The organism is Prevotella ihumii (assembly GCF_900155655.1).
In the GTDB taxonomy this organism is placed as follows: Bacteria; Bacteroidota; Bacteroidia; order Bacteroidales; family Bacteroidaceae; genus Prevotella; species Prevotella ihumii.
Window position 1 is genome coordinate 947,082 of sequence record NZ_LT706987.1, and the last position, 18,253, is coordinate 965,334.

Annotated in this window: 14 protein-coding genes and 2 pseudogenes; 7 read left to right on the top strand and 9 right to left on the bottom strand. The window is 42.0% G+C overall.

Annotated features, from left to right (window positions below):
• Window positions 1-31 precede the first annotated feature (31 nt).
• The 3 genes and pseudogenes from CZ367_RS04500 to CZ367_RS04510 form a co-directional block, all read right to left on the bottom strand.
• The gene (locus tag CZ367_RS04500) at window positions 32-454 is read right to left on the bottom strand and encodes a hypothetical protein (protein WP_019036709.1); all 423 of its coding nucleotides are present in this window, start codon (window positions 452-454) and stop codon (window positions 32-34) included.
• Entirely contained in the window at window positions 451-1,767 is a 1,317-nt protein-coding gene (locus CZ367_RS04505) for a site-specific integrase (protein ID WP_202613112.1), read from the bottom strand. The genes CZ367_RS04500 and CZ367_RS04505 overlap by 4 nt, the downstream gene beginning before the upstream one ends.
• Window positions 1,768-1,800: 33 nt before the next feature.
• A pseudogene (locus CZ367_RS04510) lies at window positions 1,801-2,406 on the bottom strand (site-specific integrase); the annotation flags it as partial.
• 110 nt (window positions 2,407-2,516) lie between these two features.
• On the opposite strand from CZ367_RS04510, the gene CZ367_RS04515 reads away from it, so the two are divergent.
• On the top strand, window positions 2,517-3,752 hold the full coding sequence (locus CZ367_RS04515) for an IS4 family transposase (RefSeq protein WP_077195715.1): 1,236 nt from the start codon (window positions 2,517-2,519) through the stop codon (window positions 3,750-3,752).
• A gap of 95 nt (window positions 3,753-3,847) precedes the next feature.
• Here the strand turns inward: CZ367_RS04515 and CZ367_RS04520 are convergent.
• The 5 genes and pseudogenes from CZ367_RS04520 to CZ367_RS04545 form a co-directional block, all read right to left on the bottom strand.
• A pseudogene (locus CZ367_RS04520) lies at window positions 3,848-4,479 on the bottom strand (phage integrase SAM-like domain-containing protein); the annotation flags it as partial.
• A gap of 474 nt (window positions 4,480-4,953) precedes the next feature.
• Window positions 4,954-5,487, bottom strand: coding sequence for a 5-formyltetrahydrofolate cyclo-ligase (locus tag CZ367_RS04530; RefSeq protein ID WP_077197361.1), 534 nt, complete (start codon window positions 5,485-5,487; stop codon window positions 4,954-4,956).
• 267 nt (window positions 5,488-5,754) lie between these two features.
• A complete protein-coding gene (locus CZ367_RS04535; RefSeq protein ID WP_077195808.1) occupies window positions 5,755-7,413 on the bottom strand; it encodes a S41 family peptidase in 1,659 nt (552 codons plus the stop codon).
• Window positions 7,400-7,840: a deoxycytidylate deaminase gene (locus CZ367_RS04540; RefSeq protein ID WP_077195809.1), complete on the bottom strand. Its 441-nt coding sequence runs from the start codon at window positions 7,838-7,840 to the stop codon at window positions 7,400-7,402. Before CZ367_RS04540 ends, CZ367_RS04535 begins: the two co-directional genes overlap by 14 nt.
• A 38-nt stretch (window positions 7,841-7,878) precedes the next feature.
• Window positions 7,879-9,963: a M3 family metallopeptidase gene (locus CZ367_RS04545; RefSeq protein WP_077195810.1), complete on the bottom strand. Its 2,085-nt coding sequence runs from the start codon at window positions 9,961-9,963 to the stop codon at window positions 7,879-7,881.
• A gap of 302 nt (window positions 9,964-10,265) precedes the next feature.
• On the opposite strand from CZ367_RS04545, the gene CZ367_RS04555 reads away from it, so the two are divergent.
• The 6 genes from CZ367_RS04555 to CZ367_RS04580 all read left to right on the top strand — a co-directional run bounded on the left by CZ367_RS04555 (window position 10,266) and on the right by CZ367_RS04580 (window position 17,286).
• The gene (locus CZ367_RS04555) at window positions 10,266-11,324 is read left to right on the top strand and encodes an agmatine deiminase family protein (RefSeq protein WP_077195812.1); all 1,059 of its coding nucleotides are present in this window, start codon (window positions 10,266-10,268) and stop codon (window positions 11,322-11,324) included.
• Window positions 11,325-11,353: 29 nt separating this feature from the next.
• Complete coding sequence (locus CZ367_RS04560) at window positions 11,354-12,238, top strand: carbon-nitrogen hydrolase (RefSeq protein WP_077195813.1); 885 nt, start codon at window positions 11,354-11,356, stop codon at window positions 12,236-12,238.
• 248 nt (window positions 12,239-12,486) lie between these two features.
• Window positions 12,487-12,978 carry a GNAT family N-acetyltransferase gene (locus CZ367_RS04565; RefSeq protein WP_077195814.1) on the top strand — a complete coding sequence of 164 codons (492 nt, stop codon included), beginning with the start codon at window positions 12,487-12,489 and terminating at the stop codon, window positions 12,976-12,978.
• Window positions 12,975-13,541: a sugar O-acetyltransferase gene (locus CZ367_RS04570; RefSeq protein WP_077195815.1), complete on the top strand. Its 567-nt coding sequence runs from the start codon at window positions 12,975-12,977 to the stop codon at window positions 13,539-13,541. The genes CZ367_RS04565 and CZ367_RS04570 overlap by 4 nt, the downstream gene beginning before the upstream one ends.
• Window positions 13,542-13,630: 89 nt before the next feature.
• Complete coding sequence (gene hemG, locus CZ367_RS04575; RefSeq protein ID WP_077195816.1) at window positions 13,631-15,010, top strand: protoporphyrinogen oxidase; 1,380 nt, start codon at window positions 13,631-13,633, stop codon at window positions 15,008-15,010.
• A 101-nt stretch (window positions 15,011-15,111) separates the two neighbouring features.
• Window positions 15,112-17,286 (top strand): Tex family protein, encoded by a 2,175-nt coding sequence (locus CZ367_RS04580; RefSeq protein ID WP_077195817.1) that lies wholly within the window; start codon window positions 15,112-15,114, stop codon window positions 17,284-17,286.
• 309 nt (window positions 17,287-17,595) lie between these two features.
• Here CZ367_RS04580 and CZ367_RS04585 read toward each other — a convergent pair.
• On the bottom strand, window positions 17,596-18,253 hold a 658-nt coding region (locus CZ367_RS04585; protein ID WP_144006020.1), incomplete at its 5' end, for an IS66 family transposase.

Sequence of the window (18,253 nt, forward strand, 5' to 3'; positions counted from 1 at the left end):
GTATCGGTGAAAGAAAAAGGATAGATATAATTTAATGCTGCGTTTCTCCAAAAAGGAATATCGATGTTATGGTTGCGGACGGTCGCTGTAACTCATGGATGATATACTTTCTAAAGAAGTGGGCTTCTGTGCTATCCAAGTGGAAAGACAGGGCAATGATAATTGGGAGCGGGTAAAGCGGTGCATAACCTGTCAACTCCTTATCTCTGACTATTACCCTCTCACCTGCACTCCTTTCATCAGGGTGCAGGTTGGGATTGCGGATTATCTCTTGAAGTCTATTATTGAGCTTCCTCCACGTTACACCGAAGAACCTCGCAAGTTCGCCCTCCGTCATGGCAATTTCTCCATTTTCTTTGCGAACGACTTGCATATTACAGCCCCATTCATAATAACTGCGCTCTTTGCATTGATGGAATTTTACTTCTATCTGTGGTTTGTTCTTTGTATTCATGCCGTTTCCTCCATGCTTTTGTTTCTGCCTGTGTTGGCAATAGCCATTGCCCCTATGGTAATAGCTTCCGTTTCCATTGTATCGTTTTCTTTGTTCTTTTCCTGATGTTTGGCGATGAGTCTGTCCATATCCTCCGAAATCTTGCTGTCCGTTACCTGCGCATAAATCTGCGTACTTGCAATTGATGCGTGTCCCATCATCTTGGCGATGCTCTCAATGGGAATACCTGCACTTAGGCACATCGTTCCGAAGGTATGTCTTGCCATGTGATAGGACAGACGTTGCTTGATACCACAAGCCTTGCCTACGATGCTTAACTTCGCTGCTAACACACTTCTGCTGCAACAGGGTTGAAAGATAAGACGATTATCCATATCCGTGTTATTGCCTTCTTCTTTCACCGCTTGTAGTTGCCTTTGCTGCTCGATAATCGTCTTGGCAATGGGGTGTAACGGCACAATGAACTCCATCTTGGTCTTCTGACGCTCCTTTCTTATATACATCTGTCCGTCCGCTGCGCTCTTGATATACCCAAACGTCAAGTGTTCCATATCCGTAATGGCTAAACCTGTGAAGCAGGAGAAGATGAACATCCGCCTTGCAAGTTCGGCATCGCTATCACACATCTTCATTGCCATCAGGTTTTTCACATCACTCTTACTAAGAAAGCGGATAGCCTTTTCCACCTTTTCATATTCTGCATGCTCAAATGGATTATAACGAATGATGCGCTGGCTTACCGCACGGAACATTAAACGGCTCAGCCAACAAAGATAATTGTTGATGGTAGAGCCTTTCAATCCTTTCTTTTTAAGAAAGAAGCGGTATTCCTCAAACAGTTCCTCCGTTATACTTCGGATTTCTATATCCTTACTCTCTAAGTCCTTTATAAACTCGCACAGCATCCTATTTGCATAGCAAAGGTTAGTATATGTACCTTCTGCCTTAGACTTGCCCACACCTTCCCTTACCGATTGTAGTTCTGTATTGCTAAGCTCCAACAAAGTGGTGGGAGAAGTTGCTATGCCTTGCAATCTGTTTTTAAGCAGTTCAGCACTTATCACTCCGTCTTTTAAGAGCAGTTCCTGATAAGTCTTCTCTACCAGTTCTCTGAATGCTTGCAGGCGAAGATTGATTTTCTTGTCCGTTGTCGTCCCCTGTTTAGTATTCCACTCCGCAGGTTTACATTCTTCGTTTGTGGTAATAACAGAGTTCTTGCCATCTATCGTGATACGGCAGAGTATGGAGGTTTGACCATTTGCCTTGGTCTTTTGTCTGTTGATATAAAACAGTGTTTTGAATGTACTTCTCATCATGATTTTAGTTTTAATGCTTCTATTCTATGGCTAAATACTCATCTGCATATCCTCCGTGAAAGAAAGGAAACGCTCAAATTCCACAAATAGTTTCTGTGGCGTAACCTTTGCATACCGCTCGGTCATACTCACGTTACTATGCCCCAACATCTTGCTTACCGTTTCTATCGGTACTCCTTGTTCAAGGGTAATGAGCGTGGCAAAGGTATGCCTTGCCGTATGTGTGGTAAAGGGAAAGGCTATGCCTGCTCTTAGGCGCAATGCTTTAAGATACGATTGATAGGTGGCATATTTCATCTGTGGCAATAGGCTTTCCCTTTCATCGCTCTTGTACTTCTCTATTATCCTGATGGCTTCGGGCAACAACTTGATACGGCAAAGTACGCCTGTCTTCTGCCTGTTGAACTTCAGCCAAAGGCTTCCTTCGTCATCACGGACAAGATACGACCTGTTTAACTCCATCAAATCGCAATAAGCTGCACCTGTATGGCAGGCAAAGACAAACAAGTCCCTTGCAGTTTCCATTTCCTCCTCCAACTCTCCAAACTGTATGTTCATTAGTTTGTCAAGCGAACACCTGTCAAGAGCTTTGGGTAGTTTCTTGTCGCCTTTGCTTACCTTGACTTTGTCAAACAATTATTGCTGTCCGGTAAAACTTTTTCAAACAAAATAAATTAGGGCTGACACATCTCACGAGGTGTCAGCCCTTTTGGTTATCTTTGTCTTTACTAAAATAAAACATAACCATGAACAAAGATAGTCATTTTACCGGACAGCCGGTCTATAGTCAAGTATTAAAGTTACTCGACAAAGAGAAAATTCTTCAGATAAGCTGCGAAACGAAAGGAAGCGAGGCTTACGTGAAGCGCTTTGACGGCTACCAACATCTCGTCGTAATGCTGTTCGGCATACTCAAACACTTTGATTCTCTGCGCGAACTTGAGATAGGCATGAAGGCTGAGGCTCACAAGCTCAGACACCTCGGAATGAGCTATTTGGTTCGTCGCAGCACGCTTGCTGAGGCCAATATACGCCGCCCTCAGGAGTTCTTTGCAAGTGTTTATGCGTATCTTTTGGAGAAGTATGCCAAATTTTTAGCGGACAGCCGCCCTTCCAAGTGCTATAAGGGGCAGACGCACGAGCCTAAAGACTGGGAGAAGTTGCTTTACATGATGGATTCTACCACTATAACGCTCTTTGACAACATACTCAAAGGTGTCGGGCGGCATCCAAAATCAGGCAAGAAGAAAGGCGGTATGAAAGTGCATACGGTAATGAAGTATCATGTCGGCGTGCCAATGGTGGTGCAACTCACTTCAGCTGCAAAACACGACCATTACCTGCTCAAAGAGGTGCATCTGCCCAAAGACGCCACTTTAGCAATGGACCGTGGTTATGTCGATGTCGCGCAATTCCAACGTCTTACAGAAGAGGGCGTTTGCTACGTGACCAAAATGAAGAAAAACCTTAAGTATGAGGTACTTAAATCCGTTACGTATGTCAATGCAGAGGGCCTCGTAACGCATATTGATCAGAAAGTGCTTTTTACAAGAGGAGAACTCACCCACGAGGCACGAAGGGTGGAGATATTTTACGAGACAAAGAGACCTGTTGTACTATTGACCAACAACTTTGACTTTACTGTTGAGGACATTGCTGAAATCTACCGCCTAAGATGGGCTATCGAGTCGTTGTACAAACAGCTCAAACAGAATTTCCCACTTCATTTCTTCTATGGGGACAGCGTCAACGCCGTACAAATACAGACATGGGTGGTTCTGATAGCCAATCTGCTGATAACAGTTCTGTCGAGAAGCATCAAGCGACACTGTGCATTCTCACAAGTTGTTACCATGGTACGACTTATGCTTATGTACTACGTCGATTTTATCGCATTTATGGAAAACCCCGAAAAAACTTGGAATGATTTCCTTGCAAAGGAGATGCAAAAAGCACCACCAGAACCAAGTCTTTTCGACTAGGGGGCTTACTTTTGAAAAAAATAACCCCCGAAGTCCAATTTTACAGGGCTTCGGGGAGGATATTTATGCTCTTTTGAGTTTTACCGGACAGCAATATCAAACAATAAAATATCGGCTAATCCTTCACGATAAGCCAATCTGTATACCGTTTTCAGATGGGTAGCGGCATTATAGAACGTACTTTCCTGAAACCCACAAATACCCATAAAGTATTGTTGGAAGTCGTAGATAAATTGCTCAGTAAGCTGTGAGAAAGCCAAATCAGCAACCTTATACTTCCTTTGTATAAAGTTCTGCAAATGGGTACGAGTGGAATGGTAGCCAAAAATACTTTCCTCCTTGATGTCAATCCCGATATGGTTTTCTTTCTCTTTGATGAGTCTATCCAGTCTTTCAATAAGCATACACTTAGATTGAACGCTTCCTTGAAATTCCTCTTTTATATCAGTTGCATCAAATGGGCAACCTTTGGATAGCAGAGATTGATAGGCTGTTTGGACGGATAGCAGCAGGCTTTCCAACCTGCCGTTCAATTCCACCGCCTCACGGCTCTTTCCGTCCATTNGCTTTCACGGGGATTCCACAAATCGGGGTTGCAAGACAGTTTGCAACTGAACTGCGCAATACTCCTTCCAAGCGTGATACGTCCCATGATGGGAGCCTTACCCGACTTGTCCATACCGCTCTTTTTGAGGTAGAGCAACACCTTCATCTTTACTGTTTTCATACGCTTTAATTTTTATGGGCAAAGTTACCCGAATTAAAGCGTTCCTTACTTATGCAGAAAACTGCCGACCAAAGCAACAAACACACGAACCAAATAATTTCAGTTACCTATATCTGCATTTCGTTACCTATTCCCAATCTTGGTAATGATTTAGTAACTGAACTTCTGCTTAAATCCGCACTTTCCTGCCTTTTACGAACAGAGCAGTTTTATGCAAATTATTTCGTTTCCTCCTTATTATCAGTAAGTTTGCACAAACTTAGATTTATCTTCATTTTCATTGATTAGTTGCATCGCCAAAGTTGAACTTTGGGAGTGTAAAACATATATGTTTCACCACCTCAAACATATATGTTTTAGAACGCAGATGTAATCATCTTAATAGCAATGGATTACAAAATTGTTTCCTGTTATTTATGAACAAAATCACTTTCTTCTATTCTTCCGTATATAGCTATTTTCCCTTATTCCTTCTTATATCACTTCGTCTACCCTTTTGTCGTACACATCGGCTGGAATGGTATCAAGTTTTTGGAAGTCGAAACATATTCCGAGGGTGTAAGCCGATGGAACTTGAGCCAAAAAACGGTCGTAATAACCTTTGCCACGTCCTAAACGATTGCGATGACTGTCAAAGCTCATTCCCGGTACAGCAATAAACTCTATGCTCTGATAGTCGGTAAATACCTCGCCCACAGGTTCTAAAATACCATACGAACTGATAGCCATATCTTGCAATCCCGTGTATTTACGAATTTCCATTTCGGTTTCGCTAATTACCACAGGTAGAAGTACTTCCTTGCCAGCCTCCACCATTTCGGTAACAAAGTCGTGCGTATAAACTTCATCGGGCATAGAATGATACAACATTATCGTTTTGGCTGCCTGCAATTTAGGGTGATTGCGGAGTTTATCAATAATGGGTTGTGAGAGTTCACGCAGTTGTTCGGGGGTAAACTGTCGCTTTCTGTTTCTTATCTCTTTGCGCAATTCGTTTTTATTCATCATCATTGTAGGATTAAACCCAAATCGGTCATCAGCCCGCAAAGGCTTTTTAAAGCGTTTAGATGTTATGCTTTTCTTCGTCTTTGCACCTTATTTTGGCTCTTTTCGTTTGTTTTTTCAGTTGTTTAGCTCGCTAAACGTCTTCAAAAACAACCAAAAATAGCTCAAAATAAGCTCGCAAATCTCGAAGAAGTCTAACGAGCGATTTGGGTTGAAAAACAAAATGGGGCAAACCGAACCTTATCATTCGATTTACCCCATTTCGTAGGTTTAGTGTCTATTTGTTATGTTTCTTTTTACTGGTTTTATAGGTGCTTTTGGAAAAGATTCTCCGTTCTTAAACACCTCTAAAGCAGCCTTCACCATCTTGTCGTCACGGTTAAGATACTGATTCCACGCCTGCTCGTCTAACATATTATAAATAATGCGGCTTTGAATGTATTCCTCTAAGAGGTTATGCGACTTCATTATGAGGTTGTTACGACGACGCAGGCCATTTTTTTCCGCATAGTTGGCAAAGTCGCTCACAAGGTTTCTTCCTGTAAGATATTCAGACAATGGCTGCATTTCAGTAAATTGCTTCAGCTTCTGACGATTTTCATCGGTGTACTTGAATGCATATTGTAATATCAATCCACTCACAGCTGCCTGCTTATAATAAGAGGTCATAGCTGTGGTATCTTCAGCCACAAATATATCTGGTGTAATGCCACCGCCACCATAAACCAAGCGACCATTATTGGTATGATAAGCTGGCCCTGTATGCTTGATGCTATCTTGCGAGAAAAACTCACCGTGCTGATAACGACTTACAAGGTCTTGCTCGTACTGGAGGTTATCACCCGGTTTGAAAGGCTTCTGAATACATCTGCCCGAAGGTGTGTAGTAGCGAGCTATGGTAAGGCGTATCATACTGCCATCAGGGAATTGTATCTGTTGCTGAACCAAGCCTTTACCAAAAGAACGGCGACCTACGATGGTAGCTCTATCATTGTCTTGCATCGCACCCGCAAAGATTTCAGAAGCAGAAGCAGAACCTTCATTAATCAGCACCACAAGTGGAATGTTTTGGTAACTTCCTTTACCACGACTGCGGTATTCTCTACGTGGATTTTTACGACCTTCGGTGTAGACGATGAGTTGGTCTTTCTTCAAAAACTCGTCAGCCATTTGGATTGCACTTTCCAAATATCCACCCGTATTGTCACGCAAGTCGATAACAATATTGTCAGCTCCTTGAAGGGTCAACTGTTGTAGCGAGTTTATCATCTCTGCGTATGTGCGTTCGCCAAAACTCTTGATACGCATATAGCCCGTAGAGTCGTTGAGCATATAAGTAGCCGAAACACTGTGTGTCGTGATGTCGCCACGTGTTACAAGGAAATATTTTACTTCTTTAGAACCATAGCGTTGCACTCCTATTTTCACCTTAGAGCCTTTCACACCTTTCAAGCGATGCTTGGCTTCTTCCTCTGTAACAATCTTACCAGTGAAAGTTTTGTTGTTGATATTGACTATCTTATCGCCTGCAAGAATACCTGCTTTTTCAGCTGGTCCGTCCTTTATAACGTTCTGCACGTGTATGGTGTCGTTTCGTATAATGAACTCAATGCCCACGCCAGAGAACGACCCTTTCAAATCGTCAGTAGCCATCTGAACATCTTTTGCGCTGATGTACACAGAATGTGGGTCGAGCTCAGCAAGAATTTCAGGTAAGGCTTTTTCTACCAAGTCATTGATATTCACCGAGTCAACGTATTGATCATCAATAATATGCAATAGATTGCTCAAGCGGCTACTACCACTATTGATGATGTTCAAACGGTTGCCCGAGAAATGATTAGCATAAAAAGTACCGATAAGAACTCCAAATGCTACACACAATGCAAGCCATAAAGGCATAAAACGATTGCTCTTATTCTGACTCATTGTCTTCTATATTTAAATATTCTACTTCGATGTTAGCACGTTTCAAGAGGTCTATTCCTTCTGTCAATCTATATTTTTCGGCATAGACCACTCGCTTTATGCCCGACTGAATAATGAGTTTAGCACACTCAATACAAGGCGATGCGGTTACATAGAGCGTTGACCCATCACTATTGTTTCCACTTCGTGCCAATTTAGTAATGGCGTTTGCTTCGGCGTGGAGTACGTAAGGATGAGTAGTACCTGTCTCGTCTTCGCAGACATTCTCAAATCCGCTCGGCGTACCATTGTACCCATCACTGATAATCATCTTGTCTTTTACAACCAATGCACCCACCTGACGGCGTTTACAATACGAGTTTTCAGCCCATACACGGGCCATTCGGAGGTATCTATAATCTAAAAGAGTTTGCTTGTCTAACTTCATTGTCGTTTAATCTAACAGCATCGAAAGCATATAAAATTCTACTTTTTCTTTATTCCGTTGCGTTCCAATAGTGCATCAATTGTGGGTTCTTGACCTCGGAAACGCTTATAAAGTGTCATAGGATGTTCTGTACCACCTTTCGAAAGAATATTGTCACGGAAACTTTGCGCTGTTGCCTGGTCGAATATACCATTCTTTTTGAACAAGCTAAACGCATCTGCATCTAACACTTCTGCCCATTTATAGCTATAATAACCTGCTGCATAGCCTCCTGCCATAATGTGCGAGAACTGGGTGGTCATACACGTATTGTCTAATTGTGTTCCAAGAATTGCTTTCTCCCACGCCTTTTTTTCAAATGGAATAATGTCTTCGGTAAACTCGTCTTTCTGTGTGTAGTATGCCATATCAAGCAGTCCAAAGCTCACTTGTCGCAAACAAGCCGTAGCGGCATTGAAGTTTTGACTCGCCACAATCTTCTCGATAAGTTTGTCGGGCATAGGTTCGCCTGTTTCGTAATGGAAGGCAAAGGTACGGAGGAAGTCTTTTTCTACTGCAAAATTTTCCATAAACTGTGATGGAAGTTCTACAAAATCCCACCAGACGTTTGTTCCTGACTGACTACTAAAACGGCTGTTGGCAAATATGCCGTGGAGCGAATGTCCAAATTCGTGCAAGAAAGTTTCTACCTCTCCTAAACGCAACAGGGCTGGTTTCTCCTCCGTAGGCTTTGAAAAGTTCATTACCACTGACACGTGAGGGCGAATATTTTCACCCTCTTTGTTGATGTGCTGACCTTGATATTCGGTCATCCACGCACCATCACGCTTACCCTTGCGAGGATAGAAGTCTACATAAAGCACTGCCAAATACGACCCGTCTTTGTCGTAAACCTCGTAAGGCTTCACGTCAGCGTGGTAAACAGGAATGTCTTTATTCTCCTTAAAGGTGATGCCATAAAGGCGAGTAGCCAAACCAAATACGCCTTTAATAACATTGTTCACCTCAAAGTAAGGACGCAACATTTCGGGGTCGAGATCGTATTTAGCCAACTTTAATTGATGTGCATAATAACCTGTATCCCAAGGCATCAGTTCGAAGTCTGCCCCTTCTCGTTCTTTAGCTAAGGTTGCAACCTCATCACGCTCTTCAATTGCGGTAGGTTTGTAAGCCTCAATAAGGTCGTTGAGTAGTTTATAAACATTCTCAACATTGCTTGCCATTCGGTATTTCATCACAAAATCTGCATAGGTTTCATAGCCTAAGAGCTGTGCCATTTCACGGCGGAGATTGATGAGACGCTTGCAAATGTTGAGATTGTTTTCTTCATTCTCCTTTATACACAAGGTATTGTGCGCCATATAGAGTTCTTTGCGCAAAGCACGTTGACTGCTATACATCATAAATGGTCCATAGCTTGGTGCATCGAGGGTGATTACCCAACCTTCCAACTCGCGTTCACGAGCAGCACTTGCAGCCGCTGCTTTTACGGTTTCAGGGAGTCCGTCTAATTGTTTTTCGTCTGTAATATGAAGTGTATAAGCCTTATTCTCTTTCAAAAGATTTTGAGAAAATTGTAAAGCGAGCATACTTGCCTCCTCTGACAATTTGCGAAGTTTATCTTTGCCTTCTTCATCAAGCAATGCACCGCTGCGTACAAAACCATCGTAGCTTTCTTCTAACAGCTTGCTTTCTTCAGGAGTTAGTTCTCTATGGTTTTCGTGAACAGCCTTAATGCGCTCAAAAAGTTTGGGATTAAGGCTGATGTCGTTCGCGTGCTGAGTGAGAATAGGACTCATCTTCTGAGCCAAAGCGTCCATCTCGTCGTTGGTTTCAGCACTCAACATATTGAAAAATACTGTTTCTACACGCGACAAGAGGTCGTAATAATGCTTACGTCCTTCCACTTCGTCTTCACGAATAAGTGTATTGTCGAATGTCGGAGGTTCGGGGTCGTTGATGGTTTTCTCTACTTGTTCGTTCTCACGGCGTATGCCTTCAAGCATAGCTTCCTCGTAGTCGGCAAGAGTAATCTTGTCGAATGGAACAGTGTTATGTGGGGTGTTATAAGGTTCTAAAAATGGATTTTTATGTTGTCCGTTCTCTATTCTATTCTCTGTCATTGTTCTATTTTATATATAATGTACAAAGTTAATGAAAAACTATGTAACAGAAACAAAAGTAATGAATAAATTAATACGTTTTTACATATCCGTTTTCACTTTGTTCAAAATATGGTTGCTTTCCTCGTGAATGGAATTAATTCATTCATCAATTCGCTCATTTCAAACATTCGTTTATTTAGTTTTTATGAATTTACGATTACTTACAATTATCATAGAAGTATCCATAAAATTAATCCGTCAACAATTTCCTTTATCTTTTCTTTTTATTATCTTTGCAGACATAAATAGAAATAAAAAGAATGCAAAATACATTTAGATTTCCTGCCGAATGGGAAAAACAGAGTGGCATAATGTTGATTTGGCCACACAAGGATACAGATTGGTATCCTTATCTAAAAGAGATAACAGAAACTTATTTACAACTTGCTGAAGTCATTACTCGATACGAAAAACTGCTTATAGTAGCACAAGAATTAGAAGCAGTGAAAGAGTTGATTTACAACAGATTGAGCAATGAGCAGATAGGTAATGTTATTTTCCGTCAATGTGAAAACAATGACACGTGGGCAAGAGATGTTGCGCCCATTACGCTCATACCACAGACGGCAAACAAGGAAACCAAAATGCCTTTCCATTTGATGGACTTCTGTTTCAATGGGTGGGGCGAAAAGTTTGCTGCCGACAAGGATAATCGTATCAATCGCCAACTCTATTTTGAAGACACATTCTGTGGTGTATTGGAAAATCATAAAGATTTTGTTTTAGAAGGCGGCTCGATAGAGAGCGATGGTAAGCAAACACTATTCACTACAACGGCTTGCCTTACTGCTCCTCATCGTAACGAACCCTTGACAAAAGACAATTTGGAAAAACGCTTATTGCAGCTTTTCCCTAATATGAAGCGTGTGGTATGGATAGAACACGGAGAATTGCAAGGCGATGATACCGACGGACACGTTGACACCATTCTACGTTGTGCGCCCAACGACACATTGCTATATATCAGCACTGATAACACAGCCGACCCACATTTTGAAGATTTACGCGCATTGGACGAGCAGGTACAATCGCTTCGTACATTGGAAGGAAAGCCTTACAGACTGTTCAAACTGCCTATCCCTGAAGCCATTTATGACGAGGGTGAACGTTTGCCAGCAACTTATGCAAACTTTTTAATACTAAATGGGGCTGTAATTGTGCCTACGTACAATCAACCCAAATACGACAAACAGGCTTTGGCTACCATTCAGGAGGCTTTCCCCGATTATGACATTATCGGCATCGACTCAGTAACCATCGTTCGCCAACACGGGTCTATCCATTGTCTTACAATGCAGTTCCCTGAAGGCGTTATATAATATTAAGGTGAACTTAACATTCAACAAAGATGAAAGAAATAAAAATAGGTATGCTTCAGTTACACAATACGGCTGACATACAAAAAAATATAGAAAGATTGACAGAGGGGATACGCGATCTTGCAAAGCATGGTGCAGAACTTATTGTGCTACAAGAATTGCACAACTCGTTATACTTCTGTCAAGTAGAAGATGTAGACAACTTCAATCTTGCAGAACCTATCCCGGGACCATCAACCAATCTTTATGGCGCGTTGGCTAAAGAGTATGGTGTGGTATTGGTTACATCGTTGTTTGAGAAACGTGCAGCAGGTCTTTATCACAATACAGCAGTAGTGTTTGAAAAAGACGGAACAATTGCAGGCAAGTATCGCAAGATGCACATTCCAGACGACCCTGCATATTACGAAAAGTTCTATTTCACACCAGGAGACCTTGGCTTTAAACCTATTGACACCAGCATCGGACGCCTTGGGGTACTTGTTTGTTGGGACCAATGGTATCCAGAGGCAGCTCGATTGATGGCATTGCAAGGTGCAGAGATATTGATTTACCCAACTGCAATAGGTTATGCAGCAAGCGACCCAATAGAAGAACAGCAACGTCAACGCGAAGCGTGGACAACTGTGATGCGTGGACACGCAGTGGCAAATGGCTTGCCTGTGGTGGCTGTAAATCGTGTAGGTCACGAAGCAGACCCAAGTAATCAAACCGAAGGAATACAGTTTTGGGGAAGTAGCTTTGTGGCAGGTCCTCAAGGCGAATTACACTATCAAGCCTGTGACGATGATGAAGAAAGTTTAATCATCGAAATAGATATGGAACGTAGCGAAAATGTACGTCGTTGGTGGCCCTTCCTTCGTGATAGACGCATTGAAAGCTACGGAGAAATAACCAAAAGATTTATTGATTAAAGGAAGAAATCATGAAAAGTTAAACCCAAATCGCTCGTTAGACTTCTTCGAGATTTGCAAGCTTATTTTGAGCTATTTTTGGTTGTTTTTGAAGACGTTTAGCGAGCTAAACAACTGAAAAAACAAACGAAAAGAGCCAAAATAAGGTGCAAAGACGAAGAAAAGCATAACATCTAAACGCTTTAAAAAGCCTTTGCGGGCTAATGACCTATTTGGGTTTAACTTCCCTCTAAATTCTAAAAACGAATATGATAAGAAAGGCTGAACCAAAAGATTTACCTATTATTCTTTCTTTAATCCAGCACGGACGAGAAAAAATGATAGCATCGGGCAATCTCCACCAATGGAGCAACGGCAGCCCTACTCAAGCACAAATAGAGACAGACATAGCACAAGGCAATAGCTATCTTATAGAAAACAAGGAAAAAACGCCTATTGCAACCTTTGCATTTATTCTCGGCGAAGACCCTACTTATCAGCACATAGACGGGAAAGGGTGGATAAATAATAAGTCTTACGGCACTATTCATCGTATAGCCTCGCTCCCTAACACGCACGGCATATTGAGAAAAGCCGTAGAATATTGTTTTGAAAAGATAGATAATCTCCGCATTGACACGCACGAAGACAATCTTCTAATGCGTAAAGCCGTGGAAAAAATGGGTTTTACGTATTGTGGAATTATCTATTTAGAGAATGGCAACCCACGAATGGCTTATCAAAAAGAAAAACAACAATGACCGAAAAAGAAAAGCAAAATCAAGGATTGCCCTATATTGGTAGCGACCCTGAAGTACTGAAAGGGCTAAACGAATGTGAAGAAGAATGTTTTTATCTCAATCATCTTCCGCCTTCTAAACGTGAGGAACGCACCCAACGTTTGCGAAAGCTATTAGGAAAAACGGGCGAAACCTTTAAAATCATTGCTCCTTTCTTTTGTGACTATGGCTACAACATAATATTGGGCGATCAGTTCTTTGCCAATACCAACCTTGTAATTCTTGACGAAGCAAAGGTAACTTTTGGCGACAATGTTTTTATTGCTCCCAATTGTGCTTTCTATACAGTTGGGCACGCACTCAATCCCACCGAACGCAATGCCGATATGCAATATGCTTATCCTATCACCATCGGAAATAACGTTTGGATTGGTGGCAACACTGTAGTTCTCCCGGGTGTTACGATTGGCAATAATGTTACAATTGGAGCAGGTTCAGTTGTTACAAAAGACATTCCTGACAATGCCTTGGCAGTGGGCAATCCTTGTAGAGTTATTCGGTTTTTAGATACAGAAGAAAAGTAAATACTTTGCCTTTTATTCCTTATAAATAAGGATTGTGCGAAGCAAAGATAATTAGTACCTTTGCAGACATATCATAAAGAAGATACAGAATGCAAAGAAATAGAGAAGTAGTTGTAATAGGTGCAGGACTTACAGGACTTACTTGTGCGTGGCAATTGAAAAAGAATGGTCACGACGTAGAAGTGCTTGAAAAAGAAAATCGTATTGGTGGACTAATGCAAACCCAACGTATTGATGGTTTTGTAATGGAAGAAGGTCCAAGTACAGGCACAATAAAACACCCTGAAGTGGCAGAGCTTTTTGACGATTTAGCAAAGTTTTGCACCATAGAGCCTGCTCTAAAATCAAGCAAGTGTCGCTTAATTTGGAAAGGAAACAAACTTTATAAAATCCCTTCTAATCCTATTTCAGGGCTTACCACCCCACTCTTTTCTCTAAAAGACAAGTTTCGTTTGCTTGGTGAGCCTTGGCGTAAAAAAGGCGAAAACCCTAATGAGACTGTGGGCGAGTTGGCTGAAAGACGATTGGGCAAAAGCTTTGTGGATTATGCTGTCGACCCTTTCTTATCGGGGGTTTATGCCAGCGACCCTTATTTATTGCCTACTCGTCTTGCACTTCCTAAACTTTACAATCTGGAACAAACATACGGAGGATTTATTCGAGGCAGCATAGCACTATCTAAGCGCAAAAAAACACCACGTGAACGCAGGGCTACCAAAGAAATATTCTCGCCCAAAGGAGGTTTTTCGCAGCTTATTCAATCCCTTGGGAAAGCTATAACAGAGGAACGAATATCTTTAAATTGCAAGAATATTTCTATAACACCACACGAAGGGAAATGGAAAATAACGTGGGGAGAAAATATCGTTATTGCCGAAAAGATAGTTACCACGTGCCCTTCATACGAACTTCCAACTTTGCTAACTTTCTTGCCCAAAGAACAAACCGAGTTATTAGACAATCTTTACTACTCGCCTGTAATTGGTGTAGGTGTAGGAATAAAGCATACTGGAAATGTGAATTGGCGTGCTTTTGGCGGACTTGTACCTTCCTGTGAGCATCAAAAGATTTTAGGAATGTTGATGCCTTCAGCTTGTTTCACCAATAGAGCACCCGAAGGAGGAGCAACTTTTGCCTACTTTTTAGGTGGAACTCGCCATCCTGAATATCTGAAATTAAACGATGAAGAAATAGCTTCAATCGTAAACACCACCCTACACACAATGCTAAAATATCCTGAAGGTACAAAGGCTGACATCATTAAAATATTCAGACACGAACGTGCTATACCACAATATATGGAAGGGACTGACGAACGACTTGCCGTTATTGATGCCATAGAACACCAATACCCTACCCTGCGAATAGCAGGAAACATAAAAGATGGTATAGGGATGGGCGACAGAATAAAGCAAGCCGTAAATGTGGCAAACGACATAACACAACGTTTTCCATCGCATAAGAGCTAACGCAAAAAATATTATTTATTGGCTATGAATGTGCTAATGTGGAAATTATTTTATATCTTTACATTTCAAAAGATAGATAACCGCATTAGCACATATTGACAATGAATAAGTACACCAAACACATCGTAAGCCTATTAAACCTCTCGGAGAAATCGGTTGACGCAACCTTAAATCTCTTAGACGAAGGTTGCACTATCCCTTTTATAGCTCGATATAGAAAGGAACGTACAGGCAACTTAGACGAAATACAGATAGCACGCATCGCTGAACTCAACGACAAGCTAAAGGAAACCGATAAACGAAAAGAAACTATCCTTAAAACCATTAGTGAGCAAGGAAAGTTGACAGACGAATTGGAGCATAAAATCTTAGCGTGTTGGGATAATACAATGCTTGAAGATATTTATCTTCCGTATAAGCCTAAGCGTAGAACCAAAGCACAAATTGCACGTGAACAGGGACTTGAACCTCTTGCTACGCTTATTCTGATGCAACGTGAACAAAATCCAACAATTGCAAGCAAGCGTTTTATTAAGGGTGATGTTAAAGATGAAGCAGCAGCACTGCAAGGAGCTAAAGACATCATAGCCGAAATGGTAAGCGAAGACCAGCAAGCCCGCAATACTGTGCGTGGAGCTTATAAGCGTGAGGCTATCATTTCTTCTAAGGTTGTGAAAAAGATGGAGGACACAGACGAAGCACAGAAATTCTCTGATTACTTCGACTTTTCCGAACCCTTGCGCCGTTGCAACAGCCATCGTCTTTTAGCAATGCGTAGAGGAGAAGCAGCTGGAGTATTGCGTGTAAACATTTCCATAGATAATGAAGATTGTACCGAACGTTTAAATCGTCAATTTGTACACGGACGTGGGGCTTGTCAAACCTTGGTAGCCGAGGCAGTAGAAGACAGCTACAAACGCCTTATTAACCCAAGTATCGAGAATGAATTTGCAGCATTAAGCAAAGAAAAGGCCGACGAAGAGGCGATAAAGGTTTTCACAGAGAACCTCCGCCAATTGCTGCTTTCAGCTCCTTTAGGTCAAAAACGTGTATTGGCTCTTGACCCTGGGTTTGCAAATGGTTGCAAAATGGCTTGTTTAGATGCACAAGGCAATCTGCTACATCACGAAATTATCTACCCTCACCCTCCTAAACGACTTTATGCACAAGCTACTGTTGCTGTATTAAAAATGATACGCTCGTACAATATAGAGGCTGTTGCTATTGGCAACGGAACTGCAAGTCGTGAGTCTAAGGATTTTATCACTGACGCCCTTTCCAACCTTTCAAACGAAGAGAAAGAAACGTCTAAAGTAAAACAAACACCTAAAGTATTTGTTGTCAGCGAAGATGGCGCATCTATCTATTCGGCATCAACCACAGCACGTGAGGAGTTTCCCGATGAAGATGTAACTACCCGTGGAGCAGTGTCTATTGGACGTCGCCTAATGGATCCATTGGCAGAATTGGTAAAGATTGACCCTAAGAGCATCGGTGTAGGTCAATACCAACACGATGTTGACCAAGGAAAACTAAAATACTCATTAGACCAAACGGTAGAAAGTTGTGTTAATCAAGTGGGTGTAAACCTCAATACAGCTTCTAAGCACTTATTAATGTATGTCAGTGGATTAGGATCAGCCTTGGCACAAAACATTGTGAACTACCGAAAAGAAAATGGAGCATTTACTGCTCGTACGCAATTAAAGAAAGTTCCACGCCTCGGTGCAGCTGCTTTCCAACAGTGTGCAGGCTTTCTTCGCATACCCAATGCTAAAAACCCATTAGACAATTCGGCTGTACACCCAGAGAGTTATCATATTGTTGAGGCTATGGCAAACGACCAAAATTGCAGTGTGGCAGAACTCATCGGCAATAAAGAAGCAATAAAACGTATAGACCTTAAGCGTTATGTCACCGCAGAAGTAGGACTACCAACGCTTAATGATATTCTGCAAGAATTAGAAAAGCCAGGGCGTGACCCACGTGAACAGTTGGAAGAGTTCGAGTTTGATGCTTCGGTACATAGTATTGACGACTTGTACGAAGGAATGGAACTCCCTGGTATCGTTACCAACATCACCAACTTTGGCGCATTTGTCGATATAGGTGTTCATCAAGACGGTCTTGTTCACGTATCCCAACTTGCCGATAAATTCGTTTCCGACCCTACAACCATAGTACATCTGCATCAACACGTGCGAGTGCGAGTAACCCAAATAGATTACAAGCGCAATCGTATTGGCTTGAGTATGAAGCGAGTAAAGCAAGTTTAAAATTGTATTATTATTGCTGTCCGATAAAAAAATATGATTCTGAGCTAAGTGCTTAAAGTACAAGGTTCTGCGATTAAATGCAGGTCGTATAGGTAACGATTTGGAAATGAGCCAAGTTCACTGATACACAATATTTTGAATAGCCAAAGAACGCTTACTATTTCTGTTGCAAAGGTAATACTTTGCGAGGAGAAGTGAGCGTCTTTTCCTTTTTTTCTTCTTGTCAGTGAAAGGTAAGCATCCAATATTAGCCGCCTTTCACACCAACAAATAACCCTTATATGTCTGGCAGCATATAAGGGTTATTTGTTATTTGAAGTTTGAAGGTAGCATTTTCGTGAGTTCCTCCTCCGTCATATCTGGCAGGGACCTTGAAAGAACTTCCTTCATCCATTTGTATGGCTCTATGTCTGCTTCCCTGCAACACGCCATGAAGGTATAGAAGATGGCGTTGTTCTCCGCTCCCTCATTGTTACCACAGAACAGGTAGTTCTTTCTTCCAAGCGTGATGGGTCTGATGGCCTGTTCCATAAGGTTGTTGTCTATGTTGAAGCGTCCGTCCTGCACATACCTGCCAATGCGTATCCATACGGCGAAGGCATAACGCAGTGCCTTCTCCATAGCTTCGCCTGGGGTGTACTGTTTGTGTACATCCAACATATAGGTCTCCAAATACTTAAGAATAGGGTAAGCTTTAGCCTTTCGTTCTGTTTCCACTTCCTCGGGTGGTGCTTTCTTGTGTTTGAGGTTTTCCTCCAACTCATAAAGCGTGGCTATCGTTTCGATGATATGGGCGGCGTTCTTATCGTCAGCCGCCAGATGTTCGAACTTACGTCTCACGTGTGCCATACATCCTAACAGCACGATGCCCTGAACGTTCTCAAACCTGCTGTAGACCTCATACCCATCAGACTGTATGGCACCCTGGTAGCCCTTGAAGAGCTCATCTGCCACAGCGCCCGACCGC